Origin of the sequence: Thiomicrorhabdus sp. Kp2 (assembly GCF_000478585.1) — a bacterium.
GTDB lineage: Bacteria > Pseudomonadota > Gammaproteobacteria > Thiomicrospirales > Thiomicrospiraceae > Thiomicrorhabdus.
Genome location: NZ_ARWI01000001.1, coordinates 2,135,255 through 2,161,955 on the forward strand (window position 1 = coordinate 2,135,255; position 26,701 = coordinate 2,161,955).

General features: G+C 39.8%; 27 protein-coding genes. 24 read left to right on the top strand and 3 right to left on the bottom strand.

Annotated elements, in window-relative coordinates; translation table 11 throughout:
* Positions 1-33 precede the first annotated feature (33 nt).
* Together A379_RS12820 and A379_RS09645 are read right to left on the bottom strand one after the other, a co-directional pair.
* On the bottom strand, positions 34-1,071 hold the full coding sequence (locus tag A379_RS12820) for a GGDEF domain-containing protein (protein WP_051145147.1): 1,038 nt from the start codon (positions 1,069-1,071) through the stop codon (positions 34-36).
* Positions 1,072-1,286: 215 nt separating this feature from the next.
* Positions 1,287-1,487: a DUF2892 domain-containing protein gene (locus tag A379_RS09645; RefSeq protein ID WP_040727767.1), complete on the bottom strand. Its 201-nt coding sequence runs from the start codon at positions 1,485-1,487 to the stop codon at positions 1,287-1,289.
* 274 nt (positions 1,488-1,761) lie between these two features.
* On the opposite strand from A379_RS09645, the gene A379_RS09650 reads away from it, so the two are divergent.
* The 23 genes from A379_RS09650 (at position 1,762) to lnt (ending at position 23,262) form a co-directional block, all read left to right on the top strand.
* The gene (locus A379_RS09650; RefSeq protein ID WP_040727770.1) at positions 1,762-2,127 is read left to right on the top strand and encodes a winged helix-turn-helix domain-containing protein; all 366 of its coding nucleotides are present in this window, start codon (positions 1,762-1,764) and stop codon (positions 2,125-2,127) included.
* A 176-nt stretch (positions 2,128-2,303) separates the two neighbouring features.
* Positions 2,304-2,978 carry a TorF family putative porin gene (locus tag A379_RS09655; RefSeq protein WP_040727771.1) on the top strand — a complete coding sequence of 225 codons (675 nt, stop codon included), beginning with the start codon at positions 2,304-2,306 and terminating at the stop codon, positions 2,976-2,978.
* Between the two features lie 319 nt (positions 2,979-3,297).
* Positions 3,298-3,726, top strand: a complete 429-nt coding sequence (rplM, locus tag A379_RS09660) for a 50S ribosomal protein L13 (RefSeq protein ID WP_040727772.1) — start codon at positions 3,298-3,300, stop codon at positions 3,724-3,726.
* 15 nt (positions 3,727-3,741) lie between these two features.
* Entirely contained in the window at positions 3,742-4,134 is a 393-nt protein-coding gene (gene rpsI, locus A379_RS09665) for a 30S ribosomal protein S9 (protein WP_040727775.1), read from the top strand.
* Between the two features lie 428 nt (positions 4,135-4,562).
* Positions 4,563-4,820 carry a type II toxin-antitoxin system Phd/YefM family antitoxin gene (locus A379_RS09670; RefSeq protein WP_040727776.1) on the top strand — a complete coding sequence of 86 codons (258 nt, stop codon included), beginning with the start codon at positions 4,563-4,565 and terminating at the stop codon, positions 4,818-4,820.
* Positions 4,808-5,116 (top strand): type II toxin-antitoxin system RelE/ParE family toxin, encoded by a 309-nt coding sequence (locus A379_RS09675; RefSeq protein ID WP_040727777.1) that lies wholly within the window; start codon positions 4,808-4,810, stop codon positions 5,114-5,116. Before A379_RS09670 ends, A379_RS09675 begins: the two co-directional genes overlap by 13 nt.
* Positions 5,117-5,712: 596 nt before the next feature.
* On the top strand, positions 5,713-6,777 hold the full coding sequence (locus tag A379_RS09680; RefSeq protein ID WP_040727779.1) for a porin: 1,065 nt from the start codon (positions 5,713-5,715) through the stop codon (positions 6,775-6,777).
* A gap of 176 nt (positions 6,778-6,953) precedes the next feature.
* Positions 6,954-7,625 carry a transposase gene (locus A379_RS09685; protein ID WP_198525672.1) on the top strand — a complete coding sequence of 224 codons (672 nt, stop codon included), beginning with the start codon at positions 6,954-6,956 and terminating at the stop codon, positions 7,623-7,625.
* Positions 7,626-7,680: 55 nt separating this feature from the next.
* Positions 7,681-8,163, top strand: coding sequence for a hypothetical protein (locus A379_RS09690; RefSeq protein ID WP_040727781.1), 483 nt, complete (start codon positions 7,681-7,683; stop codon positions 8,161-8,163).
* A 118-nt stretch (positions 8,164-8,281) separates the two neighbouring features.
* Positions 8,282-9,247: a hypothetical protein gene (locus tag A379_RS09695; protein ID WP_157832363.1), complete on the top strand. Its 966-nt coding sequence runs from the start codon at positions 8,282-8,284 to the stop codon at positions 9,245-9,247.
* On the top strand, positions 9,247-10,038 hold the full coding sequence (locus A379_RS09700) for a type II secretion system protein (RefSeq protein ID WP_040727783.1): 792 nt from the start codon (positions 9,247-9,249) through the stop codon (positions 10,036-10,038). Before A379_RS09695 ends, A379_RS09700 begins: the two co-directional genes overlap by 1 nt.
* Before the next feature lie 90 nt (positions 10,039-10,128).
* Complete coding sequence (locus A379_RS09705) at positions 10,129-11,532, top strand: prepilin-type N-terminal cleavage/methylation domain-containing protein (protein WP_040727785.1); 1,404 nt, start codon at positions 10,129-10,131, stop codon at positions 11,530-11,532.
* Positions 11,525-13,201, top strand: a complete 1,677-nt coding sequence (locus tag A379_RS09710; RefSeq protein WP_040727786.1) for a type II secretion system protein — start codon at positions 11,525-11,527, stop codon at positions 13,199-13,201. Before A379_RS09705 ends, A379_RS09710 begins: the two co-directional genes overlap by 8 nt.
* A 36-nt stretch (positions 13,202-13,237) precedes the next feature.
* Positions 13,238-13,846, top strand: coding sequence for a response regulator (locus A379_RS09715; RefSeq protein WP_040727788.1), 609 nt, complete (start codon positions 13,238-13,240; stop codon positions 13,844-13,846).
* A gap of 540 nt (positions 13,847-14,386) precedes the next feature.
* Positions 14,387-15,484, top strand: coding sequence for an ATP-binding protein (locus tag A379_RS09720; RefSeq protein WP_040727790.1), 1,098 nt, complete (start codon positions 14,387-14,389; stop codon positions 15,482-15,484).
* 129 nt (positions 15,485-15,613) lie between these two features.
* A complete protein-coding gene (locus tag A379_RS13120) occupies positions 15,614-16,198 on the top strand; it encodes a prepilin-type N-terminal cleavage/methylation domain-containing protein (protein ID WP_051145148.1) in 585 nt (194 codons plus the stop codon).
* Between the two features lie 188 nt (positions 16,199-16,386).
* On the top strand, positions 16,387-17,799 hold the full coding sequence (gene miaB, locus A379_RS09730; RefSeq protein ID WP_040727792.1) for a tRNA (N6-isopentenyl adenosine(37)-C2)-methylthiotransferase MiaB: 1,413 nt from the start codon (positions 16,387-16,389) through the stop codon (positions 17,797-17,799).
* Between the two features lie 116 nt (positions 17,800-17,915).
* Positions 17,916-18,158, top strand: a complete 243-nt coding sequence (gene vapB / locus A379_RS09735; protein ID WP_040727794.1) for a type II toxin-antitoxin system VapB family antitoxin — start codon at positions 17,916-17,918, stop codon at positions 18,156-18,158.
* Positions 18,151-18,561: a type II toxin-antitoxin system VapC family toxin gene (locus A379_RS09740; protein WP_040727796.1), complete on the top strand. Its 411-nt coding sequence runs from the start codon at positions 18,151-18,153 to the stop codon at positions 18,559-18,561. The genes vapB and A379_RS09740 overlap by 8 nt, the downstream gene beginning before the upstream one ends.
* Positions 18,562-18,658: 97 nt before the next feature.
* Complete coding sequence (locus A379_RS09745) at positions 18,659-19,633, top strand: PhoH family protein (protein WP_040727798.1); 975 nt, start codon at positions 18,659-18,661, stop codon at positions 19,631-19,633.
* 60 nt (positions 19,634-19,693) lie between these two features.
* Entirely contained in the window at positions 19,694-20,167 is a 474-nt protein-coding gene (ybeY, locus tag A379_RS09750) for an rRNA maturation RNase YbeY (RefSeq protein WP_040727799.1), read from the top strand.
* Positions 20,168-20,795: 628 nt separating this feature from the next.
* Entirely contained in the window at positions 20,796-21,674 is an 879-nt protein-coding gene (locus tag A379_RS09755; protein WP_040727801.1) for an HlyC/CorC family transporter, read from the top strand.
* A 64-nt stretch (positions 21,675-21,738) separates the two neighbouring features.
* Positions 21,739-23,262, top strand: a complete 1,524-nt coding sequence (lnt, locus tag A379_RS09760; RefSeq protein ID WP_232744838.1) for an apolipoprotein N-acyltransferase — start codon at positions 21,739-21,741, stop codon at positions 23,260-23,262.
* A 451-nt stretch (positions 23,263-23,713) separates the two neighbouring features.
* On the opposite strand, the gene A379_RS09765 is transcribed toward lnt, so the two are convergent.
* Positions 23,714-24,103 (bottom strand): hypothetical protein, encoded by a 390-nt coding sequence (locus A379_RS09765; RefSeq protein WP_040727803.1) that lies wholly within the window; start codon positions 24,101-24,103, stop codon positions 23,714-23,716.
* Between the two features lie 113 nt (positions 24,104-24,216).
* On the opposite strand from A379_RS09765, the gene leuS reads away from it, so the two are divergent.
* A complete protein-coding gene (gene leuS, locus A379_RS09770) occupies positions 24,217-26,694 on the top strand; it encodes a leucine--tRNA ligase (protein ID WP_040727804.1) in 2,478 nt (825 codons plus the stop codon).
* Positions 26,695-26,701 lie beyond the last annotated feature (7 nt).

Sequence of the window (26,701 nt, forward strand, 5' to 3'; positions counted from 1 at the left end):
TAAAGTTGGCAGTAAGCCAATTGGGTTTATTTGTTAACAAACTTTATTACGTCCGCTGTGTTTAGCTTGGTAAAGTGCTTTATCAGCACGTTCAATGAGTTTTTCAATATCTTCACCTATTTGATAGGTGGCTACCCCAGCAGATATGGTCAACTTTAATGGCTTGTCTTGCCCCTTTACTTTTAAAGTAAACGACGCTACTTTTTGTCTAAGAGTATCGGCCAGTTTTAAAGCGTTTTGATATTCTGTTTGTGGTAACAGTATCACAAACTCTTCACCACCAATTCTGGCGATGGAGTCTTTTCCTTTGGTTTCTGAATCGAGTTGTTTTGCTAAGTAACGTAAGACACTGTCGCCAATTAAATGGCCAAACTTATCATTTATTGATTTAAAGAAATCAATGTCTATCAAAATAAGCGCAAAAGGCGTGTTCTCTTCTTGAGCGGTTTCAGATAGTTTTTTGATAATGGTATTAAAACCACGGCGATTAGGAACACCTGTTAACTCATCGGTGTTAGCGACCATTTTGGCTCTTTCAAGCTCGTTTTTTAATTGGGTAATTTCCGTTGCAGAACTATTAACCTGGTTTTTTAATTTACCTGTGTCTTCAAGAATGCTATGTATAGTAGGCAGTAAACTCTCTTTAAGTCGATTTTGGATTTCTAAAGGCTGTTCAAGTTCTGAAAACTCTTTAATTTCAGAAACGATAATTTGTTCACTTTTTTTACTGGCCACTAACCAATTTTCAATCTCTTTTAATAAGTCAATTAATAGGTTTTGAACTTGTTCTGTTGGTAAGTACTGATACAGAAGGTGAGAAATCAATTCAATATAGAGGCTTTCAGCCGATTGACTGTAAGTCTTGTTGGCTATTTCTTTTTGAATTTTTTTCGAAAATTCTGGATCCATTTCGTGCATCGCTTCATAGATAAGCGTGAAATGAACGGGGTTAGGAGGAAGCTCAAGGTTCTCTATTTTAGCCAGAGTGTTCCAAGCAGGTTCGCTGTTAGACACATGATTGTTATGTGTATTGTAACGCTGGACTAAGTTTTTAACGGCTTTATAAGGCATGAACCAATCTTTAAATTATGATTTGAAGTGACAACAAATAAGGTATTTTTAAGTTTTTCTCCTTTAAAAGCAAGTAATTTCCATACTTATACTAAGTAGAATCTAATTAAATTTAGTAAAAGTTTTGAGGTTTAAAGGTTTGTTAACACGACACTCCGTTTGTAGAATCAGTTGAATCTAAAATCTTTGAATGACGTGTTAAAAAGGTAAAGTGCCTAGTCGCGCTTAACGGTTTCGTGTAATGGACAGGTTTGAACACCTAATAAGGTGTATAACGGGCACCATCTTAATAAGCCCGTTGCCAAAGGAATAATCCCAATATATCCCCATGCGCCAACTACCTCAGTATAAGCAAGTGCAATTAATGCAATTCCTATAATAATGCGAATCAATCTATCAATCGTTCCTACGTTCATAGTGAGCTCCTAAAAAATAAGTAAGTATGTAAACTCTATTTAAAAAATTGGTGTTTATCAGCAAAGACCTCTTACACGATTATTTTAAATGAATTTACTTCTATGGGTGAAACAAGATGCGTAACTAGTACATAATATCTACAGAGATTAAATAAGGTAATGAATAGCTGTTTTAATCATACGCTTCAATAGTTACCTTGAATTGAGTCACTATTATGGATTATAAACTTAGAGCGCATTACATAGGTTTATAGGATAGGTTTATAGGAAAAACATGTCACAAGACAACGAAAAACTACCAGGTGAACCCTACTCAAAAAACATACGTGCACGCTTCTGGATTACAGGAGATCAATCAGGGTATATCGGAATAGGGCGCATACAGTTACTTGAAAAGATAGAGCAGCATGGCTCTATGAGCCAAGCAGCCAAAAGTATGGGCATGTCTTATAAAAAAGCCTGGAAGCTTATTGAGGAGCTTAATGCGATGTATGACGAACCTATGATAATGAAGCTGAAAGGTGGAAAATCAGGCGGAGGGAGTGTTCTAACCCCAAGGGGTAAAAAAATAATTGAGGATTATAAGCTGGTTGAACAGGAGATTGAGCAGCTCCTAAAAAAATTAAGCAACAGGTTGTAGTATTTTGGGTCGCTTCTTTTTCCATTTTGGTGCTAAAGTTTTTTGCTGTAGTCAGGTTGCCTGGTTTGTTGTCTAGTTAATGTATTGATATATAAGCAAAAATTAATTTATGGCATGTATATCGTTAAAGAAGAGTCGAAAACAACGATTTTTTTACTATTTCTTTGGAGAGAAAAATGACAAAAACATTCAAATTAAAATCACTAGCACTATCTTTAGCCGTTGCAGGCGCAGCATCAGTAGCGATGGTTCCAGCTACGTCACAAGCGGGTGTTTCAGCTAATATTGGTATGGTTTCTAACTATGTTTTCCGTGGTGTAGAGCAAACTGAAAGTGCTTCAGCTTCTGCAGGTTTGGATTTTGAAAGTGATTCTGGGTTCTATATTGGTACTTGGGCTGCAGATGTTGAAAGTGGTCTTGAGTATGATTTGTATGCTGGTTGGGGTGGAGAGTTTGAAGGTATTTCTCTAGGTCTAGGTGCATCTGGGTATTATTACACTGACACGGCGTTTGACTCGGCTTATGAAGAAGTAAATGCATCTATTGGTTACGGTATGTTTACGCTGGGTTATGATAAAGGTGTTTATAAACCTTCTGCAGGAGATGTAGATTATGATCATAAATATGTTTCGGTTGCTTACAATGATTTTTCAGCTACATTGGGCTTAAATGATGGTGATATTGATACTTCAGATGACGCTCTTACTTATATAGATTTAGGTTATTCAACGGAGCTTGCTGCAGGGTTTGATGGTTCTATCAATTTAATCGCAACTTCATCTGAAGATAGTGCAACTAAAGATCAAAGTTATTTGGTTCTTGGTGTATCTAAGTCTTTTGACCTAATGTAATAAAGTTAATCTAAACAACTTAAATTAGTTAAAGCCTTAAAAGCCAGTTGTATGTTAAGTCATCAACTGGCTTTTTTGCTTTTAAAAAAGGTAAGTTACCAGGCCTGGTAGATTTGCAAAAATAACGTAAAATATATTTGGAAATATATTTGATAATGTAAAGGTTTTTTACTATAATCACGCGTCTTGTTAATCCTTCCCCCTTATTGCCCGTTAAACAGTAAGTGATTTGGTTTAACAATAGTATTTGTTAAACCAAATCTTGGATTTGGATTATTAAAGGTCAAGTATTGGCCTTATGAACTATTAGGAACAAATTATGAAAACATTTGTTGCAAAACCAGCTGAAATCAAACGCGACTGGTATGTTGTAGATGCAGAAAATAAGACTTTAGGTCGTTTAGCTGCTGAAATCGCTCTACGTTTACGTGGTAAGCATAAGCCTGAATATACGCCACACGCTGACTGTGGTGACTATATTGTTGTTGTTAACGCCGAAAAAGTTGCTGTAACTGGTAATAAGCGTAAAGACAAAATGTACCATCACCATACTGGTTTTATTGGTCACTTAAAATCAACTAACTTTGAAAAGTTAATTGATAAAGCGCCAAACCGTCCGCTTGAATTCGCGGTAAAAGGGATGTTGCCAAAAGGTCCATTAGGACGCGCAATGTTTAAAAAGCTAAAAGTATATGCTGGAACTGATCATCCACATACTGCTCAGCAGCCAAAAACTCTAGACGTGTAATAAAGGAATATTAAAATGGCAACAGAACAATACTACGGAACAGGTCGTCGTAAAAGCTCAGTAGCTCGCGTATTCTTAAAAGCGGGTTCAGGCAAAATGACAGTAAACGGTCGTGACATCACAGAGTACTTTGCTCGTGAAACAGACTTAATGGTAATTAACCAATCTTTAGAAGCAACAGAAAACGTAGATAAATTTGATGCGTTTATCACCGTTGCTGGTGGAGGAACAACTGGTCAAGCTGGTGCAGTACGTCACGGTCTAGCTCGTGCACTTGTTGCATACGAAGAAGGTAACCGCCCAGCACTACGTGCGCGTGGTCTTCTAACTCGTGATGCTCGTCAAGTTGAGCGTAAAAAGGTCGGTCTACGTAAAGCACGTCGTCGCCCTCAGTTCTCAAAACGTTAATATATACAAACTATTTATATATATTTATATATATTACATTTTGGTTCAAAAAAAACCCGCCTGGTTCGCCAGAGCGGGTTTTTTTATGTCTGGGTTAAATTAAAGTTAACCACAAAGACACGAAGGCACGAAGATTTAAAAAAATAAAGTTAACCACGAAGACACGAAGACACGAAGTCACGAAGATTTTAATAGTGAATAACACGAATGAATTCAGAATGTCATTGTGAAACGTAGAACTCGGCTGCAGAGTCGAGAACAAAGCGAAGCAATCCACAAAAATGCCGAGCCTGTAAAATGGCTTTGTAGAACTCTTAATAATCTTTTCCTTTGTGTCTTTGTGGCTTCGTGGTTCAACAAAATTAGGGCGCTGTTTTTTTAAGTGATACAATAGTGATACTTTTAATTCAGTACAAAAGGAGCTACCAGTGCGTTCTGAAATGGTAACCACGTTAAAAAGGCAGGCAACTCGTATTTTGGCCGATTTAAATACAAGTCATGAGCCAGTATTAATTACAGAGCAAGGTAAGCCTGCTGCTTATCTCATTAATGTTCAAGATTATGAGGCAATACAAAGCCGAATGAATATTCTTGAGGCTGTCGCCAAAGGTGAGCAAGACTTAACAAATGAAAGATTGAGTACTCATCAGCAAGTAAAAGAAAAAATGTCTAAATGGTTAAAATAATCTGGACAGATTCTGCACTTAATTCGCTCGATGATATTGCTGAATTTATTGCGCTAGACAATTCTAGTGCTGCCAGCAAGTTAGTGTGTAGAGTAATGAGTGTGGTGGATAGACTTCAAGATTTTCCAGAAAGTGGTAGATTAATACCAGAAATAGCTGATTTACCTTATAAAGAAATCATTGTTAACCCATGCAGAGTGCTTTATCGTTATGACAGAAAAATGCAAACGGTATTTATTCTTGCAGTTATACGCCAAGAGATGGATTTGCTTCGTTATATCAATCAAGGTCACTAACCAAAGTATTTAGGGGTGTTTAGGACGGTACCCCTAGGTACCGTCCTTTATGTCAAAAATATTCACCACGAAGGCACGAAGTCACGAAGATAAAGACTTAAAACAAAAGATAATTAATACCGTTATTGCAAGCTCCATCTCGTGTCAGAGTGAATAGAAGAACTTGGCTGCAGAGCCGAGAACAAAGCGAAGAAATCCATAAAAAATCGGGCTGGCATAAATTCTTTATAACGCCCTTAAAAATGTTTTTTTCGTGACTTCTAGGTTCAAAAAACACCAGTCATTGCGAGCAAAGCGAAGCAATCCATGGTTAACGTCTAACTGCTGTACTTTGCCGAAAGGCATGTGTTGCCACGTCACTACGTTCCTCGCAATGACAAAACAACCTGGCCTGGTAATATTTTAAAAAACTTTGTGTCTTCGTGGCTTTGTGGTTACAAAATGTATTGATGTTTAAGCGGTGTTGTAAAAAAACAACACAAAAAATCTTTGTGGTTTTTTTTATAAAACATAGTTGCACCGCATGGTCTTATTCAATATAGTGCATCTCAAGCCTGCAAAGCGCAGGCAGTTTTAACTAATTTAAGGATTTTCAAATGAAAAAGAATATTATCGCTCTAGCAGTTGCTTCTGCTATCGCTGCTCCAGTTGCTATGGCTGATGCACCAGTTGTTTATGGTCAAGTAAATATGGCTGTTGAACAGTTTGATGTTGATACAGCTGCAGGAACAAACAAGGCTGCTTCAGGTACGCAAGTAAACAACGTAGCTTCACGTCTAGGTGTTAAAGGTTCTGAAGATTTAGGTAACGGGCTTAAAGCAATCTATAAAATTGAGTTTGGTCTAAATATTGATAACTCTGGTAAATCTGATTTGACAAAAGATGTTAACGGTGAAGCACTTTCTAACCGTAACCAGTACGTTGGTTTAGCGGGTGGTTTTGGTACAGTATTAATGGGTCGTCATGACACTCCTACTAAAATGATTCAAGCAAAAGATCTTTTCAACGATGGTGTTGCGGATAACGGTCCTATGGCTGGTGGTTTAGGTGCTTTCGGTAAAGGTATGGAAAACCGTGTATCTAACGTTCTTGCATACGTTTCTCCTTCTTTCTCTGGTGTTAAGTTGATTGCAGCGATGGTTCCTCAAGAAGGTTCTAAAATGACTCCAACTACTGACGATAAAGAGTCTTCATTATCTGATTTGTATTCTGTTGCATTAACTTACGGTTCAGCTAAAAAAGGTCTTTATTTAGCGGCTGGTATGGATAGTGCGTCTGACCAGACAGTTGGTACTAAAGGTTTAGAAGCTAACCATACTCGTTTAGTTGCTCAGTACGCGACTGGTGGTTTAATTGCTAACGCTATGTACCAAGACTTCTCTGGTGATGCTATCGAAGATACCTCTCAAGGTGGTACTAACATCCAAGCTAACCTAGGTTACAAAATGGGTAAATTCATGCCAAAAGCTAAAGTTTCTGTTGTTGATATCGATAAGAAAGCAACTAACAACGAAGATGCTACTAACTATGCAATCGGTCTTGACTATTCATTAGGTAAGAAGACAACTGGTTATGTAACTTACACTATGCTTGAAAACAGCAAAGGTGTTAAAGATGCTGACACGACTGTTATGTCTGTAGGTCTTTTACACAAGTTCTAATCAATTGCTGTCGTAAGACAGTTTGATTAAACTTTGTATCAAAAGCCCCGTCTATTTATAGCCGGGGCTTTTCTACCTTCTAAAAGGGGTCAAAGCCCTTTTATGTGAATATCTTTTTTGTAATTCACTCGTATTTTTGCTAATCTTGTTTTATGCCTAGAAAACCAAGATTCTTTTTGTCTAATGTCCCTAATCATGTTGTTCAACGTGGTCGTAATCGTGACCCTGTGTTTTATGAAACGGCTGACTATCTTTATTATTTAACCAAACTTAAAGATGCCTTAATTAAGTATGATGTTAAATTGCACGCTTATGTATTGATGACTAATCATGTTCACTTATTAATGAGTGCAAAAGAGGTGAATGGCGTTAGTCTGGTTATGCAGTATGTTGGGCGTTTTTATGTGTCTTATATTAATCATAAGTATGGTTTTAGTGGTAGTTTGTGGGAAGGTCGTTTTAAAAGTAATTTAATTGATAGTGATAGGTATTTGTTTGCTTGTATGCGATATATTGAGCTTAACCCTGTAAGAGCGGGGATGGTATTGAGACCTGATGAGTATGTTTATTCTAGTTATCACTGCAATGCTTTGAATTTGGCTGATGAGCTAATCACACCGCATACAGAGTTTGTTAAGTTAAGTGATAAACCAGATTTGCGTAGTGTTTTCTATGCTAATTTGTTTGAACAAGTGATTCCAAATGATGTCTTGGCTGAATTAAAAGCTGGGTATCAGTCGGGTACGCCTGCAGGTTCTGGGCAATTTAAAGAGTCTATTGAAAAGGTTTTACAGCGTAAATTGGGTTATTCAGTAAGAGGTAGGCCAAAAAAGAATGTTGTTGAGTAGTTGTTGCAAGTTAGTTATTCACAAAAAAGGGCTTTGACCCCTTTAAGGAAGTTTGATGAAAGTTAGGGAGTGTCAGCCTTGTACGGCGTGTTGTGATGGTTGGGTGCAGATAACGGTAAAAGGGTGTGAGGCTTATCCTGGTAAGCCTTGCCCGCATAGTACGGGAACAGGTTGTGATGACTATTTGAACAGGCCTGTAAATCCTTGCCAAACGTTTGAGTGTGCTTGGGTTAAAAAAGGTTCTAAATTGCCAGGTAATTTTAGACCTGATAAAAGTGGTGCTTTGGTAATAGATTCCGCTTTTAATTGGCAGGGTGTTGCTGTTGATGTGGCTGTTCCAGTGGGTCGTGAGATTCCGCAAAAAACCTTAAAGTGGTTAATGAATTATGCTGAAAAAAATATGCGCCCTTTGGTTTATCAGCAGCAAGATCCGCAATCTAAAGGAATAGAGAAGTCGCCGTTAACTTTAGCGTATGGTCCGCCTGCTTTTCAGCAGTGGGTTTTGGAGCAACAAAAGTTAGGTGTGCCTTTATGGTGAACGGGTTTATAAAAAAATGTAGTGTTAAGTAAAAATTATATTAATTAGTTGGTTACGCTTTTATCGCCTATACTAAATATATGAATATTGGTTTTTTATTGCATTTTTGAAGAGTGTCATGAGTAAGCGGAAAGAGAAACAATCTGGTTTTATTATTCTAATGGGAATGCTTGCCTTAGTTTTGGGTGCGGCGGTTTGGTTTGGTACCGTTTCGTCGGTGCGCTCTGAATCGATGCGAATTGCAATAGAGAATGAAAACGTTAATGCGCTGTATCGTGTAAAAGATAAAATGCTGACTTATGCAATGTTTCAACCAGAAATTTTTAGAACAACTTCTGGCAGTACAATACCGCTTTCTCAGGAGGATATTCCTGGACCTGGGTATTTTCCGTGCCCAGATACCATTAATAATGATGGTGTTTCAGACTCTCCTTGTGGGGGGAGTGGGGTCACTTTTGTAACGGGTGTGGTTCCAACAGGTATTAGTTCTAGAGTTTTTTCTTTTATTGATCAGCCCTTAGAGTCGGGTAACTTTTGGTATGCGGTTGATTCGCGGTTTTTGACCCAAAACCCAGATTATTATTATGACTCTGCTTTTAAACGATTTGTACCACTAAATACTGCTTCACCTGCGACAGCGAGTTTAACGTTAGATGGTGTGACTGATATTGTGATGGTGTTAATCTATTCTGGTGACCCGCTCTCTGGTCAAACTCAAACCGCAGCAACCTTAGCCAATATTTCTGATTATTTAGAATTAGAAAATGCCGATGGCGATGCTGATTTTATTTCTAATTTTAATGACCCAACACCTGTTGCCAATAACCCTAAGTTTAATGATTATGTGATTCCTATCACTCGTGCTGAGTGGAATGCGGCCATGTTAAGCCGTGTTAGTATGGATGCAGATGGGAATAATGTGCCTGATCTATGTGTCGATCCAGCTTCTGCAGCCGGGAATCTTCATTGGTTTAATGATTGTTTTAGCGCGGGTACAAACTTTCTCACTTGTGATTTAAATACGCTGTCAACAGACGAGAACTTGTATGGACAGGGTTGGCGAACCGTTTTAGGTTGCCCGTAATGAATAGGTTTGAAATGGCTAACTTAAAAATAAATAATTTTCAAAATGGCTTTTCACTGCTAGAGTTGAGTATTGCTTTAACGATTATTGCCATTCTGTCGTTTGGTCTTTCAGGCGCGCTTAATAAGGTTGGTGACTTTGATAAATATACTGAGAATAGAGTAATTTTGCAGAAAAACTATCAAGCATTTCTAACTTTTGCACAGGTTAATGGATATTTACCTTGCCCAGATACAGATGGCGATGGTTTGGAGAATAGAGAAGGTACTTTTGAGTGTACTGATAAGAACGGGACGGTACCATTTCAAGATTTGGGTGTTGCTTTTGGTGACGTTTGGAATGAACCGTTGCATTACTCTGTTAATAATCAAGCAGATAACAGTACTGGTGAGATTTTAGACCCATTAGAGTCGGCTAGCTATTTTAGTAATCAGCCTGGTGCATTACATTTTGATATTGATACGCCGCCATTTGGTTCAAGCACAGGGGCGGGTAATTATACGGTTTGTAATGAATTGGCGGTTGCGGCTTGTAATGCGGCTACGCCATCAGCAGGCATAGCTGGTTTTTCTGTGATTGCGGTGGTTGTGAGTTTTGGCAAAAATGGCGCGCAAACCTGGGCGGGCAATGCGGTGAGTGCAGCTGAGATTGAGAACTCAGATAATGATAATTATTTTTGGCAGGCTGTGGGGTCAAATGTGCAAAATCAGGATTTTGATGATCAACTGTTTTGGATAACAGGTTATGACATAAAGTATGTTTCACTTAAATCAGGCAGAGCTATTCAGTAATATCACTATTTTGGGTGTTAGTAAAAAGCTAAATATTACAGTAAGATAAATAGAATAAAACTGTTTTTAGCCAAAGAGAGGGCTAATAATATGAAAGATGTATTACCAACGAGTAAAGTGATGTTGGCGTTGAACTCAATTAAACAGAGTGGATTCTCTTTGCTTGAATTAGCTGTTGTCTTAGGAGTGGTCGGCATTCTAATGGCGGGTTCACTCTCAATGTATTCTGAGCAGCGCATTCATGTTAAATGGCAAGAGGGTAACTCTAAGTTACAACTGGCCAAATCTTCATTATTACAGTTTGCTAAACAAAATAAATTTTTATTGTGTCCCGATTCGGATGGTGATGGTTTTGAAAACAGAACGGGGGTAGCTTGTACTGCATTTACGGGTGGCGTGCCTTTTAATGATTTGGGTTTGTCTGTAAAAGATGTGCAGGACAGTTGGGACAATAATCTTATTTATGCGATAAACCAAAGTGCTGTTAGTGCAGCGAGTATTACGGATTGCCCTCTAAATGCGGCTTGTTATTTTAATAATACTTCACCACCAATGTTTAATTTGACCACACTTCCCGTAATGGGGAATCCTGGGGTAAATAATTTAAGGGTTTGTAATACGGCTAACTGTAATGCGGGTACGGCTGGTGCTGCAATTTATGGTGACGCTTTAGTTGCCGTGTTGGTTGCTGTTAATGAAAATGGCCAAGTAACCGCAGGGTTGGATGTGGCTGAACAAGAGAATCGTGATGGTGACTTGTTTTTTGTACAGGCGGGTTATTCTGAAAACCCGTATTACGATGACTTGATTCAAACTATCTCTGCCAATGAGTTAAAAAACCGTTATGAAGCAGAAGTTATTGCTTTAGTTAATGACTCAACACCAACTTCTATTACAGGTGGTTCGATCGCTACATTAGGTCAAAATAAAGAGACAGGTGGTTCAGGTGATAATGTTCAATCCAACCCGATTGAGGCCTGGGATTACAACAGTCAAAATTTTGATTTTGGAACGGATAACGCCAATAAAACCGTTACCATTTCTTTCAAGGCTGAAATTGTTGGAGGATGGGAGAGTGGTTTTTACGAAAACGGCTCTGAGTCTGGGCATACTCGTGACTCTTTTGTGGTTGGTATAAACGGCAACACTCCAGGTGCTAGTGGGGCAATGACAAATGATGCCTATGAAGGTATTGACCAAACGGTATTAGGGGATTACTCATATTATGATCCAACCAATAATAACACTACGGGTTATAGAGATTATGATGCTTGGTATGAATACTTAGAATACAACGTTACTCTAGATGAAAATGGTCAAGTTGATTTAAACTTTATTGTAGGTTCAACGCACGAAGATGAAGTTGTGAGTGTCAGTGATTTAGAGGTTGTGCTTTACGATTCGCCTGCATCGGCTCCAGATATGCCAACAGTTAATACAGCAGGTATTGAGTTAGGCGATGACAGTGATAAATTGGATGTATTTAATGAATAGTCGCAAGTTAAAAGGGTTTTCAATCGTTGAGCTTGGTGTGGTCTTGGCCATATTAGGAATCGTTTTTGTTGGGGTTTTCTCTGGTACAGGTGAGATTCGTAGTGTTACTAAACAGCTTGAATCTGAAGCAACTCAAAAAGATATTAAAAAACAGCTTATGAAATTTGCCATGGTAAATAAGTATTTACCCTGCCCAGACTCTGATGCAAATCCTGATGGAATGGAAAATCGAACTGCGGTTGCCGTTGGAACGGATGTTTTTAATGTGTGTAACGCTGACTTTGGAGCGGTTCCCTATTTAGATATTGGAATGAAGCGTGCTGATGTTCAAGACGCTTATGGTAATTTTATTCGTTATGCGGTCAACCGTAATGCAGATGATCAGGCCACCGTTGTTATTTGTGATGATACGTCATCGGCCAGCTTTTTTTGTAACGCTACGCCAGGTGAAGCGGTGTTTAATTTAAGAAATACACCACCGATTGCGGGCGATAATGGTTTAGGTAATTATAGTGTTTGTAATGAAAATACCGCTCCTGGTGCTTGTGGGGCAGGCGCTACTTTTGAAACGGCTACCGCAGCAGTTGTTTTAGTGGCCTATAATGAGGATGGCGCAACCACCTTGTCCTCCTGTGGGACGGCCAATGGAGCAAGCCAAGAAAACTGTATTGTGGATGAGTTTTATCATCAAGCACAAAAGACATCTGTGGCAGCCAATTTTTTTGACGATACGATTGTTACCATAACGGGTTATGAAATAAAGTCTGAAATTCTCTCACCAGTTGTTGTTTGGAATAACACAGCGGCAAATACACCTTTAACACCCACCTACAATGCCTATGACTTGAACGATGGGGATTATGTGCCACTTGATGATGCCTCAAATCCAGATGTCATTACCGTTAACAGAAATATTACAACTGCATTAGATTTAGGGCAGGGTAATGATTATGTGGTGATTGGTAATGATCTCTCTTCTGAGGTTGAATACAATAATTTGACTGGGGAAATTACCAGTAATGGCGACCAAGCTGAATTAAACACAGGAGCAGGGGATGATACTGTCTATATTGTGAATGCCGCTAATTCTGCTGTGTATTTAGGTGACGGGGATGATCGTTTTATTTTAGGTAAGGACTTAACAAGCAATCTTTCTGCTGAATCAGGCAATGATAAGGTTTGGGTTCAAGGAAATATTGTTGATGCAAGCACGACAACTTCTGAAGCGACCGAAACAAGTTCTTCAAATGCTTACTATACATATAGCCCTCCTGCAGAAGGAACGGTGACTACAGAAACTCAAACTGTTAGCGGTAATGTGGTAACAACCGTTGTAACAACCGTTGAAACGGATGTTCGATACCGTAGAGGACCAGAATTAGTAACTGAGACGACCACTATAACAACAACTACAGAGACAACAATACCTGGCCCCGTACTTGATTTAGGTGCCGATGACGATGTTTTGTGGTTAGGAGATAGTTCTAACGCTGATTCAGGTGGTTTGGCTGTTGGAGTTAACGGAGGGGATGGCTACGATATTTTAGTGCTAGAAAACATGACTAAAGATGAATGGGATGCTGATTCTGGTTTTCAAAATAATGTTAATGGTTTTGAGCTGGTAATCTTCAAATCTAATGGTAGTAGTCGAGAGTATGTGGTTCTTTAATGAATTTAGTTGAATGGATAAAAGGTATCTTTACCATTGAATCATAAAAACATTTTACTTATTGATGATGACCCAGCACTGCGTGGCATGCTGGGTTTTTCTTTGGAGTCTGCAGGTTATTCTGTTACTGAGGCCAGCTCCCAAAAAGAAGCAATTGGCTGTTTAAATCAAAATATCTTTCCTGTTATCCTTTTAGATATGGGAATGCCCCCTCACGAGCATACACCGCAAGAAGGTGTTGCGGTTCTTGAATGGTTACAGGTCAATCAGCCGCAAGTGAAAACATTAGTATTAACTGGCCAAAACGCGGAATCCACATCTTATATTGCATTAAAACATGGTGCATTTGATTTTCTAGAAAAACCGATTTCTTCAGAATCCGTGCTTGCCGCTATAAAGCGGGCAATTATGTTCTATGAACAAGAAGAAAAGCTGCGTGAACAAGAGGGGCTACATAAAGTAAAAATTGATGCCAGCCTAGGTGAAGGGGTTAAACAGATTCGTAATCAGGCTGAGGAAAAACTGGTTAGACAGGTGTTAAGTGATACAGCGTTTAATGTCCATGAAGCGGCCAGGCGTTTAGGTTTAAAGCGCGAGAACGTTTATTACTTAATAAAAAAATATCATCTACAGAGAGATGAATAGTTTCTACCAGGCCTGGTAACTCAAACCGAAAAATAATCATTATTCATAAATCCTCTCTGCAGAAACGAGACATAAAGAATTCGTTTAAAAAAACAATGTCATTCCCGTGCTTGAGACGGGAATCTAGGATGGTTAAATAAGACTATCCAGTTAAGCTGAATAATGACGGTTGGGGCACGCAAATGTTTAACCACATACCCCTGCCGTAAGCCAAGGATTGCCACGCCCTAAAGGGCTCGCAATGACCAAGATTTTAAAAACTTCGTGCCTTCGTGGTTCAAAAAACGTCATTACGAAACGAAGAACTCGGCTGTAGAGCCGAGAACAAAGTGAAGTAATTCATGGTTAACGTCTGACCACAGTGCTTTGCCGTAAGCCATGGATTATTCGCTTTGCTCACCCTAAAGGGTCGCCTTGCAGGCGTTCTACGCGCCAAGGCGCTAGTGCCACGCCCTAAAGGGCTCGCAATGACAAAAAGCACCGTTATTGCCTGTGTACAAAACACTCGTATGATTTCTTAATTAAGGGTTTTTAAGTTTGATGGAGCATTTTTCAGAAAGTTTGATTCAATGGCTTTGGCTAGCACTTATCGTTATTGGTTTTTCACTGTTTTTTACGGCTTATTATTTTAGGCGTCAATCAAAGCGATTAAATAGAGCTTTATCTAGCTTGTATGAGCTTAATCAAAATTGTCATCAAGACGCATTAGATTTTTTTAACCAGGCCTGGTCAATACTCAACTCGGTAGGTTGTGCCAAAATTAACGCCAATATTGAATGGTTTGGTGAACGTAAAACGGTGGTTAAAGGAAGTGAAGAGCGCTTAAGACTCGTTAAGCAAGTGCATTCTGTTTCACGTGAAGACATGCGTTTTGAAATTGTGTTATTTGTTACCAAAGACGCGAATCAACTTGAAAGTATGGCTGGCCTGGTTATCAAAACGTTTTTGAACATATTGGAACAAAACCTCGTTCTAAAACAAACCGAAATTCTCACATCTCAAAAGCGTCTTGAACGTTATCAACTGTTTGTACAGCATGAAATTAAAAACATTGCCCAATTTATTCAGCTCCTTTCTGAACAGCTTCAAACAGTAGGTAATGAAGAGGCCAAGTTAAAATTGGTTGAAAGACTGGTAAACACCTTGCCGCCAATGGCGTTACGAGCCAGAAAAACAGTAGAGCATATGCAACAACCACTTTCAGAGTTTTACGAGGGGAATGTTTATACCCTTAAAGACCTCATTGATGATGTGGTTCAAATGTATAGTCTAAATGTGCTTTTAGAGGGCAATGTCTCAACCAAATTGCCACGCCAGGTTTTACTCGAGGTGTTTAAAAATATCTTAGGTAATTTTAGAGATCATCCATCGTCGGAAGAACCGATACATATCTCAATCAATCATAATGGCTTAGAGCAAAAAGTTAATATCAGAATTGCCAGTCATAAAATTAATGATCAAGAGTTTCTTTCAGAAAGAATGTTTGAGCCGTTTTGGACAACCAGTGAAAGCGGAATGGGATTAGGGCTTTTCCTGTCTAGAGAGCTGCTCAAACAGCTAGAAGGACAAATAGAGTTTTACCAGAATGATAGGGCTGAATTTGGTTTTATTATTGAATTACCAGGCCTGGTAACTTAAAGCATTGCATTAAACTCAAAAAAAACGAGGAGTAAAAAAAATTTACTCTTTTTTTCTATATCAAAGCCTGTAATATGTGAACTACACAAAACGTGTAAATGTTTTATACATTAAAAAAGGAAGATATTCATGGAAGTTAAAAACTTACAAAATCAAAAAGGTTTCACATTAGTTGAGATTGCAATCGTATTAGTTATCATCGGTTTACTTTTAGGTGGTGTTCTTAAAGGTCAAGAGATGATTAATTCTGCAAAAATTAAATCAGATACTGATGCTCTTGTTTCATTACAGGCCTCTTCATATGCATATAGTGATAGGATTGGTAGATATCCAGGTGATTCAGCAACTGCCGCCGCTTCTAATGGTGAAATCGTACCTACAGTAGTGGCAGCAGCAGATGCAGCCGCTGGTGATTTTTTTGAAGATTTATTTGTCCAAGGTTTCTTAAAAACAGAAGACCCGCAGCCACAATGGGATGAGGGTGCGGTATTTGGTGCAGGTTTTGGTAGTGCTGCTTCTATTGCAGCGGGCACGACATTGATTCCGAATAGAAATCAAGTCTGTATTTTTGGTATTACTGATGTTCAAGCGGTTGATGTCGTGACGGGTATAGATGTTAAGTTGGATGATGGTGTTGGCACTACGGGGGTTGTGTTCTTTGTTAATAATGGTACTGCTGCAGCCCCAGATATGGACATCTGTTTAGAGCTTTAAAGCTTTAACTCAAGATAGTCATTTACCCGCCAATTGGCGGGTTTTCTGTTTTTAGGGTTTTTAAAATAGTTTGTGTTAGAATACGCGACCCGATTTGTTTCTGTTTGAATGTTTTAAAAACTTTTAATATTCAGCTAGATAGATTCAAATATACAGTTTATTTACCTTTTAATTTTTACGGAATTTATATGTCTCAAACCACTCCATTTACCGGCGGACTTTATGTGATTACTTATGGTTGTCAGATGAATGAGTATGATTCTGACAAGATGGCGAGTCTGCTTGAGAAGACTCATGGTTTAAAGCTTGTTACTGAGCCTGAAGAGGCGGATGTGGTGTTGATGAATACGTGTTCTGTTCGTGAAAAAGCGCAAGAGAAGGTGTTTTCTGAATTGGGCCGTTGGTCTAAGTGGAAAGCCAGAAAGCCAAACCGTGTAATTGGTGTGGGTGGTTGTGTAGCTTCACAAGAGGGTAAAGTGATTCGTCAGCGTGCGCCTAGTGTGGATGTGATTTTTGGCCCGCAAACATTGCACCGATTACCGGCGATGATTGATGAAGCGTTACGTATGCGTGGCGATGATTCAGTCAAAAAGAAAAAAGCGATCATTGATATTACTTTCCCCGAAATTGAGAAGTTTGATAATTTGCCAGAACCTGAGGTGAGTGGCGTTTCGGCCATGGTTTCGATTATGGAAGGCTGTTCTAAATATTGTACCTTCTGTGTTGTGCCTTATACCCGTGGTGAAGAGGTTAGCCGACCATTTGAAGATGTGATGCATGAAATTCGTGTTTTAGCAGAGCAAGGTGTTCGCGAGGTTAATTTGCTTGGGCAAAACGTCAATGCTTATCGCGGGTTAATGGCCGATGGTGAAATTGCTGATTTAGCGATTTTAATGCACGCCATTAGAACGATTGATGGTATTGACCGTATTCGTTTTACGACCTCTCATCCAAATGAAATGACGCAAAGTATTATTGATTGTTACGCGGAGATTCCCGAGTTGGTTTCTCATCTGCATTTACCTATTCAGTCGGGTTCAGACAAAGTTTTGGCGATGATGAAGCGTAACCATATGGTGTTGGAATATAAGTCTACGATTCGTAAAGTGCGTGCATTACGTCCTAACTTGAGTTTGTCAGGTGATTTTATTATTGGTTTTCCAGGTGAAACCTGTGATGACTTTAAAGAAACCTTGGCGCTTGTTGAAGAGTTAAATTACGACCGTTCATTCAGCTTTATTTACAGTGAACGCCCTGGTACACCTGCGGCTGGTTTTCCTGATGATGAGCCAATGGAAAAGAAAAAGCGTCGCCTTTTTGTATTGCAAGAACAGCTTAATAAACAAACCCAAGCAATCAGTGATGGCATGATTGGTACAGTGCAAAAAGTGTTGGTTGAGCGTTTATCTCGTAACTCTTTTTCTCAAGTAGCAGGGCGTACAGAGAACAACCGTGTGGTGAATTTTGAAGGTTCACCAGAGTTAATTGGTCAATTTGTGGATGTTAAAATTACCGAAGCTTTAACTAACTCTTTACGTGGTGAATTAGTCGCGACACCTGAAGCAGATAGACATACAGCACCGCAGTACCATGCTTTATAGCGGATATTTTTTAATTTGTTATCATGTTCTAGTAGTAATTATTCACTAATATTTAGATTAGTTCTCTGTTTTAAAATGCTATATACTATTGGTATATAGTGTTATGGAGGCCTGTTATGATTACAGCAACTGTTTTTGAAAACAATAAAACTCAAGCAGTACGTTTACCTGTTGATGTACGTTTTGATGCATCTATCAAAAAAGTCATTATTCGCACACTGGGAAAAGATCGCATTATTAGCCCGTTTGAAAATGCATGGGATAGTTTTTTCTTAGCGGATGAGTTAGCGGTTTCTGATGATTTTATGAATAGCCGTGCAGAGCAAACAGAAACATCAAGAGAGTCTTTTGATGATTAAATTTCTGTTGGACACTAATATTTGTATCTATGTGATTAAACGTCGCCCTATAGAGATGTTAGATAAGTTTAATCAGGCGGCAGGTCATTTGGCGATATCTTCTGTGACTTTGGCAGAACTGATTCATGGCGTTGAAAAAAGTCAGTTTGTGAGTAAAAATTTAAGAGTCGTTGAAGATTTTTGCAGTCGTTTAGATATTCTTGAATATGATGCAACGGCGGCCTATCATTATGGCGATATTCGAGCGCAACTTGAAAAGCAGGGTAGTATCATAGGTGTTAATGATATTCATATTGCCGCTCATGCAAGAAGTTTAGGTGCTGTACTGGTTACTAATAACTTAAAAGAGTTTGAAAGAGTTGAGGGTTTAAGGATACAAAACTGGATTAGCAACACACTTTAAGTTTTGAACCGTGTTAAGGCTATCTTGTGTCCCGATACTACAGCTGAGTTCTTTGTGTTGAAATTGATTTTTTTAAAACGTACTTTTGAGGCTTAATTTGCCAGCATTACATACCATTCAGTTTTCACTGTTTCCAGAAGATAATGAACGTTTGCAAAACCTGTTAGGTTGGCATAACGAGCATTTTGACCAAATCGAACTTCGCCTTGGTGTAGAGGTGAATTCACGCGGTTTTAAGCTTTCGGTAACAGGCCTGTCAGATAGAATCGTTAAAGCTGAGCAGCTTATTCGTGATTTGTATGAATCGACCGCTAAAGAGACCTTAACCCCAGAGGCAATTCACTTACATTTACATGGACTAGGGTTGGATACAGACCGAGCTTTAGATGCCGAGCAGGTTCTAATCAAAACTCGTCGCAAAACCATTAAAACGCGTAATCCTAACCAGGCCAGTTATATTGAAGCGATTCAAAAATATGATGTGAACTTTGGCATTGGCCCAGCTGGAACGGGAAAAACCTATTTGGCTGTGGCGTGTGCAGTAGAAGCTCTAGAAAATGAGAAAGTAAGAAGAATTATACTGACTCGACCTGCGGTTGAAGCAGGTGAAAAGCTGGGCTTTTTACCTGGTGATTTAAGCCAAAAAGTAGACCCTTACTTACGACCGTTGTTTGATGCTCTATTTGAAATGATGGGCTTTGAAACGGTTGAGCGTTTAATGGAAAAAAATGTGATTGAAGTCGCTCCACTGGCATTTATGCGTGGCCGTACGTTAAATGATTCGTTTATTATTTTGGATGAAGCGCAAAATACCACCACAGAACAGATGAAAATGTTTTTGACCCGTATTGGTTTTGGTTCAACTGCCGTAATTACGGGGGACATTACCCAGTGTGATTTGCCGAGGCATCAAAAGTCTGGTTTACGCCATGTGATTGAAGTACTGGATGGGGTTGAAGGCATTGGCTTTAGTTTTTACCAAGCGCAAGATGTGGTGCGACACTCAATGGTGCAAAAAATCGTCACCGCTTACGATAAATACGATCGCAAACAGCAGAAGCTTAAAGAGTAAGCCGCTTGTTTTCGTGGTTAAATCTATTAGTGTAATTCATTTTTACTAAGGGGCAATAACATGTTAGATCTTGATTTGCAGTGGGCGATTGAAGAACAATCTATTCCGACCCTTGAGCAGTGTCAAAAATGGGTGCATTTGGCTTTGCAAGAGCCACGCTCTTTTGAGCCTGTTGAAATGACTATTCGTATTGTAAATGAGGATGAGAGCCAAACTCTTAATTACGAATATCGTGGTAAAAATACGCCAACCAATGTGTTATCGTTTGAGTTTGAACAACCACCAGGCCTGGTAGATTTAGGTGAAGAATTGCCTTATTTGGGCGATTTAGTGATTTGCGCTGATGTGGTGGCCAAAGAAGCTAAAGAACAAAACAAATCGTTAGAATCGCATTGGGCGCATATGATTGTGCATGGCACCTTGCATTTGCAAGGCTATGACCATATAGATGAAGACGAAGCAGAAGAGATGGAAGCGCTTGAAATTGAGATTATGCAATCGCTTGGGTATAAAAACCCTTATCAAGAAAATTAAGCAGAAGATTAAACACGAAGGCATAAAGGTTTTAAAGGGTATTGTCATTGCGAGGCCGCAGGCCGTGGCACTAGTGCCTTGGCGCGCAGAACGCCTGCAAGGCGACCCTTTAGGGTGAAGTGTAACGAATAATCCATGACTCACGGCAGATTACTGTATTTAGACAAGAGTTATGGATTACTTCACTTTGTTCTCGGCTCTACAGCCGAGTTCTTCGTTTCGTAATGACGGAACTTTCGTTTTTATTATGTCTTTTCAGCTGTAGAGTCTACAAGGCACGAAGATACAAAGATTAAAAGATTTTGTCATTGCGAGGCCGAAGGTCGTGGCACTAGCGCCTTGGCGCGCAGAACGCCTGCAAGGCGACCCTTTAGGGTGAAGTGTAACGAATAATCCATGACTCACGGCAGGTTACTGTGTTTAGACAAGGGTCATGGGTTACTTCACTTTGCTTGTAATGACGGTAGAGTTTGTATGATGATTATGATTTAGAGTTACCAGGCCTGGTTGTTTTCCAATAACCTTGTATAAAATCTTGGTTTTTCAAAACAAAAATTAATTTGAAACTTCGTGGCTTTGTGTTTTCGTGGTTAAAATCAGATATGTAAATAAAGGATGATAAATAGAAATGAGTGACAGTAGTAGCGGCTCTTCGTGGTTAGAGCGTCTTGGAAAAGTATTTTCAGATGAGCCGGAGAGTCGAGAAGAACTTGTAACCGTTTTAAAAGAAGCGCAATCTCAAGGTGTGCTTGATTCGGACGCATTATTAATGATTGAAGGTGTTTTAGATGTTTCTGAAGCACGTGTGCGAGACATTATGATTCCTCGCCCGCAAATTGAGATTATTGATGCCAATGACTCCTTAGAAACTATTTTAGAAACCATGCTCGAAAGCTCGCACTCACGTTACCCTGTGATGTTGGATAAAGAAATTGTGGGGATATTGTTAGCCAAGGATGTTTTACGTGCTGTGGTTAAGGGTGAGTTGAATGAAAAAGATGATTTACAAAAAATCTATCGTGAAGCGAACTTTATTCCCGAAAGTAAGCGTTTAAATGTTCTGTTACGCGAATTTAAATCGAGCCGAAATCACTTAGCGTTAGTGGTAGATGAGTATGCCGAGTTAGCAGGCCTGGTCACCATTGAAGATGTCTTAGAACAGATTGTGGGTGATATTGAAGATGAGCATGATGTGGATGAAGATGAATGCATTCAAAAGCGTGCGGGGGGAGCTTATTCAGTTCAGGCTTTAACGACGATTGAAGAGTTTAACCAGTTTTTTGGTACAGAAATCGAAACAGAAAACACCGAAACAATGGGCGGCTTTTTAAGCTTTGAGTTAGGGCATGTTCCTGTGATTGGTGAAGAAATTGAAACGAATGGTATTTGTTTTAGAGTTTTAAAAGCCACTGAACGACGAGCAGAACTGTTTGAAGCCAAACCAATCAGTCAAGAATCGATTGAGCAAAGTGATGAGCAAAGCGAGCTGCAATCTCAAACAACGTAAGATTGATAGTTGTTTGTTTAAGACCTGTTCCAATCCAACCCATAAGGACTAAAGGATAGCCGTTTTGAAATCCGCCTTCACCTTTCTTAAAAAAGTATTTTCTCCTCAAAAAACACACTTAATCGCTCTTTTATTAGGGGGGTTAAGTGTGTTTGCTTTTGCTCCGTTTAATATCTCACCGATTATGCTCGCAGCCATTGCGGGCTTGTTTATGCTTTGGCTAGAGGCAGAAACCCGTTTTGAAGCCGCTAAAATTGGTTTATGGTTTGGCTTGGGTCAGTTTGGTTTAGGAGTCAGCTGGTTATTTTCCAGTATGTACTTCTACTCTGGTGTTGCCTTGCCTTTTGCGGTTATTTTGACAATGGGGTTTGTGCTCTTTTTAGCACTATCAACGGCATTAGGTGGCTGGATTGCGTTGTTTTTTAAAAACGCTAAACAGCCAGGCCTGGTACTTACACTGCTCTTTCCCGCAGTTTGGGTGCTGATTGAGTTAGTGCGTTCTACCATCTTTGGTGGGTTTCCTTTCTTATTAAGTGGCACGACACACTTAGATACCTGGCTTGATGGTTATGCTCCTCTTTTGGGTGTGTGGGGTGTGAGCTGGGCTATTGCGATGTCTGCCGGTCTATTGTTGTGGTTATTTAAAGAAAAAAGCTGGGTGAGAGCCAGTGTTACCCTGTGTTTAATATGGTCTATTGGTGGTTTATTACAAAATGTGCAATGGGTCAAACCAGTTGATAAACCCATTGATGTGGCGTTGATTCAGGGGAATATCGCTCAAGAGAAAAAGTGGTTGCCTGATGAATTTTATCCAACCTTAAAAACCTATATTGATTTAACCAAAAAGAACATGGATGCCGATGTGATTGTATGGCCTGAAACAGCGATTCCAGCCTATTACGATGTGGTTGAGAAAGGGGCTTTACAAGGCTTTATTAAAGACGCCAAGTTACTGAATACCGATATTTTAGTGGGTGTGATTGCAGGGGGTAAAAATTCAGAAAACTACTATAACGCCTTGATTAACGTCCATAATCCCGAGGATCGCTATTACAAGCAGCATCTAGTGCCTTTTAGTGAGTTTTTTCCGTTCAGTAGTGCATTTGCTTTTGTGAGTGGTCTCTTTAATATTCCATTTGCAGAGTTTTCACATGGTGATTCATCTCAACAGCCCATCAAATTGGGTGGGCACGATGCTGGTTTAAGTATTTGCTACGAAATGGCGTTTGGTGAAGAGTTAGCGAATTCTTTACCGCAAGCAAAATATTTAATTACTGTGAGTAATGATGCCTGGTTTGCAGATACTTTTGAACCCGCACAGCAATTGCAAGAAGTGCAGATGAGGGCGTTGGAGCTGGGTAGAGAAATTGCTCGAAGCACCAATACAGGCTATACCGCCATTGTGGATATCAAAGGCAATATTAGAGCGCAAATTCCGCCTTATGAAGAGGGTGTGTTGCGTGGCCAAGTTCAGCCCTACGACGGCCTAACATTCTATGCAGAATGGAAAACCTTGCCAATTCTGTTTTTGCTCTTTACCTATTTTGGGTTTCTAATCGCCAAGCGATATCTACTACGTAGAGCTTAGTTCATGCAAAGTTCATCAATGTGGCAATCCGTGGATTACCAGGCCTGGTGAATACAGAAAGATTAACCACGAAGACACGAAGACACAAAGACTTAAAGTGTTGAAGGCTTAAAGAGTGTTTGTTTTGTTGTTGTGGTGAATAAATTCAATTTTATTAGTCATTGCGAGGAGCGAAGCGACGTGGCAATCCATAATTGACGGCAGAGTATGGCGTTAGACGTTAACCATGGATTATTCGTTACACTCAATCTAAAGGGGTGCCTTGCAGGCGTTCTACTCGTAAAGGCACTTGTCCACGGTACTACTTAACTCGTAATGAGTGAGTTACCAGGCCTGGTTAAAAGTATTTTGGTTTTAAAAACTTCGTGCCTTCTCGGCTCTAAGCCGAGTTCTTCGTTTCGTGGTTAAAATTAATTTTCATTGACCATAAAATATGGATACCCTATTTTAATTAATGCGGTTTTGAAAAGACGGGGTGGTTTTCATCCATCGCTGCCGCTAAACGGTAACGCAATAGTGTGATATTGGTGGGGTCAGCCAGTGTTAAAGCTTTTTCAGTTAAAAACTGTTCTAGAACGGGCAGTTCCATCTCAATAAATTCTTCAACACCTTGTTCCACTTCAGACAAATATTCTGCTGTTTGTTTAATATCAGCCTGCAAATCTTCTTGTACACGCTTAAATTCCTCTGCGCTTAACTCGGCTAAAGCATGATCGGCTTGTTCGGCTTTTTCAATTCCCTCACCTAAAGTCTCCCAGGTTTTGTTTTCTGCCTTTATTGCAAACTCTTTGGCATGATTTAAAAGTGCACGGTACGCTTTTAGCATTTTATTTTCGCTCATTATTTTCTCCTGTTTGAACCTTAGTTAAACTATAATATTGAACTTATTTAATTTAATTAGCAAGTTCAAATTTGAGCAGGCTTAAAACGTTTAAAGAGCAGAAGAAAAACACCATGTCAGAAGTTCAATACAACCCGCAACAACTTGAAGCAGATATCCAAAAAACTTGGGACGATAACCAGACCTTTGTGGTGACGGAAGATGAGAGTAAAGAGAAATATTACTGTCTTTCAATGTTCCCATACCCAAGCGGAAAGTTGCATATGGGGCATGTACGTAACTACACGATTGGTGACGTTATCTCTCGCTTTCAACGTATGCAGGGTAAAAATGTTCTTCAGCCAATGGGATGGGATGCTTTTGGTCTACCAGCGGAAAACGCGGCTATGCAGCATGACGTAGCACCTGCAAAGTGGACTTATGAAAATATTGACTACATGCGTAACCAGTTAAAGTCACTGGGTTTAGGTTATGACTGGACACGTGAAGTCGCTACTTGTCACCCAGAATATTATCGTTGGGAACAGTGGTTATTTACTAAGTTAATGGAGAAAGGTTTAGTTTACCGTAAATTATCTGTGGTTAACTGGGACCCAGTCGATATGACCGTGTTAGCCAATGAGCAGGTGATTGACGGTAAAGGTTGGCGTTCTGGCGCACCCGTTGAGCGTAAAGAGATCGCCCAGTGGTTTTTAAGAATTACCGATTATGCCGAAGAGTTATTAGAAGGTTTAGATAACTTAGACGGTTGGCCAGAACAAGTTAAAACCATGCAGAAAAACTGGATTGGTAAATCAACAGGCCTGCAAATTTCGTTCCCGATTGTTGGAAAAGACAATCAAAACTTAGATGTTTACACCACTCGTCCTGATACCTTAATGGGGGTGAGCTATGTGGCAATTGCTTCTGATCATCCAATTGCACATAAAGCCTCCATTAATAATGAGCCTTTAGAACGTTTTATTGAAGAGTGCTCGCATATCTCAACCGCCGAAGCCGACATGGAAACCATGGAGAAAAAAGGGGTCGATACGGGGATTAGAGTCACGCACCCAATTACGGGTGAAGAAGTGCCAGTTTGGGCGGCTAACTTTGTATTGATGGGCTACGGAACTGGAGCGGTTATGTCCGTTCCTGCGCATGATCAGCGTGATTACGAATTTGCTAAAGCCTATGACTTACCGATTAAAGCGGTCATTGCTCCTAATGCAGAAGAGATGGCGGATGTCTCTGAACAAGCTTTTACTGAAAAAGGTATTTTGGTTAACTCAGGCCAGTTTGATGGCTTAAAGTCAAAAGACGCGTTACACGCCATGGCAAAAGCTTTGGGTGAGAAAGGCCTGGGTGAAAAGCAGACTAACTACCGTTTACGTGATTGGGGTATCTCTCGTCAGCGTTACTGGGGTTGCCCAATTCCAGTTATTTACTGCCCAGCGTGTGGTGCTCTGCCAGTACCTGAAGACCAGTTGCCAGTTCGTTTACCAGAAGATGTGGTACCAGACGGTTCAGGTTCGCCATTGGCTAAAATGGATAGTTTCAAAAACTGCGAATGCCCACAGTGTGGTGGTCGTGCTAAACGTGAAACCGATACCTTTGATACCTTCTTTGAGTCGTCTTGGTATCACGCTCGCTATACTTCAAAAGATAATGATAAAGCGATGTTGGACGAACGTGCCGATTACTGGGCGCCAGTTGATCAGTATATTGGTGGGATTGAACATGCGATTCTTCACTTGTTGTATGCCCGTTTCTTCCACAAGCTGATGCGGGACCAAGGTTTGGTGAAATCAGATGAACCATTTAAAAACCTACTAACGCAAGGCATGGTATTGCTTGATGGTTCTAAGATGTCTAAATCAAAAGGTAATACGGTTGACCCACAAGGTTTAATTGAAAAGTTTGGTGCGGATACGGTTCGTCTATTTATTATGTTTGCTGCACCGCCAGAGCAAAGTTTGGAGTGGTCAGATAAAGGTGTAGAAGGGGCGTATCGTTTCTTAAACCGTGTTTGGCGTCAAGTGCATTCACATTTAGAAGCAGGCCTGGTAACTCCTGCAAGCTCTTCTGAAGGTTTGAGCAAAGAAGCTAAGGCGTTGCGTTTAAAAGTGCATGAAACTTTACAAAAAGTCACTGATGATATGGGGCGTCGCCAAACATTCAATACCGCTATTGCTGCTTGTATGGAGTTAATGAACGAAATTTCTAAGTTTGATGAAACCTCTGAACAAGGGCGTGCCGTCATGCAAGAAGCGTTAGAAATTGTGGTGTTAATGCTCTCACCAATGGCTCCTCATATGGCGCAAAGTTTAGCGGAATCTTTGGGGCAATCTCTGGGTAAAACTGGTTTGGTGGTTGATGCGACTTGGCCTAAAGTAGATGAGTCTGCATTGGTTAAATCTGAAATTGAACTGATGGTGCAGGTTAACGGTAAATTACGTGGCAAAATTGAAATTGCCGTGGATGCCGACAAAGACTCAATATTGGCAGCCGCTAAAGCCGATGAAGCGGTGTTGAAGTTTATTGATGGTAAAGAAATCGTTAAAGAGATTGTGGTGCCAGGTCGTTTGGTTAACTTGGTTGTAAAAGGTTAATTGGGTT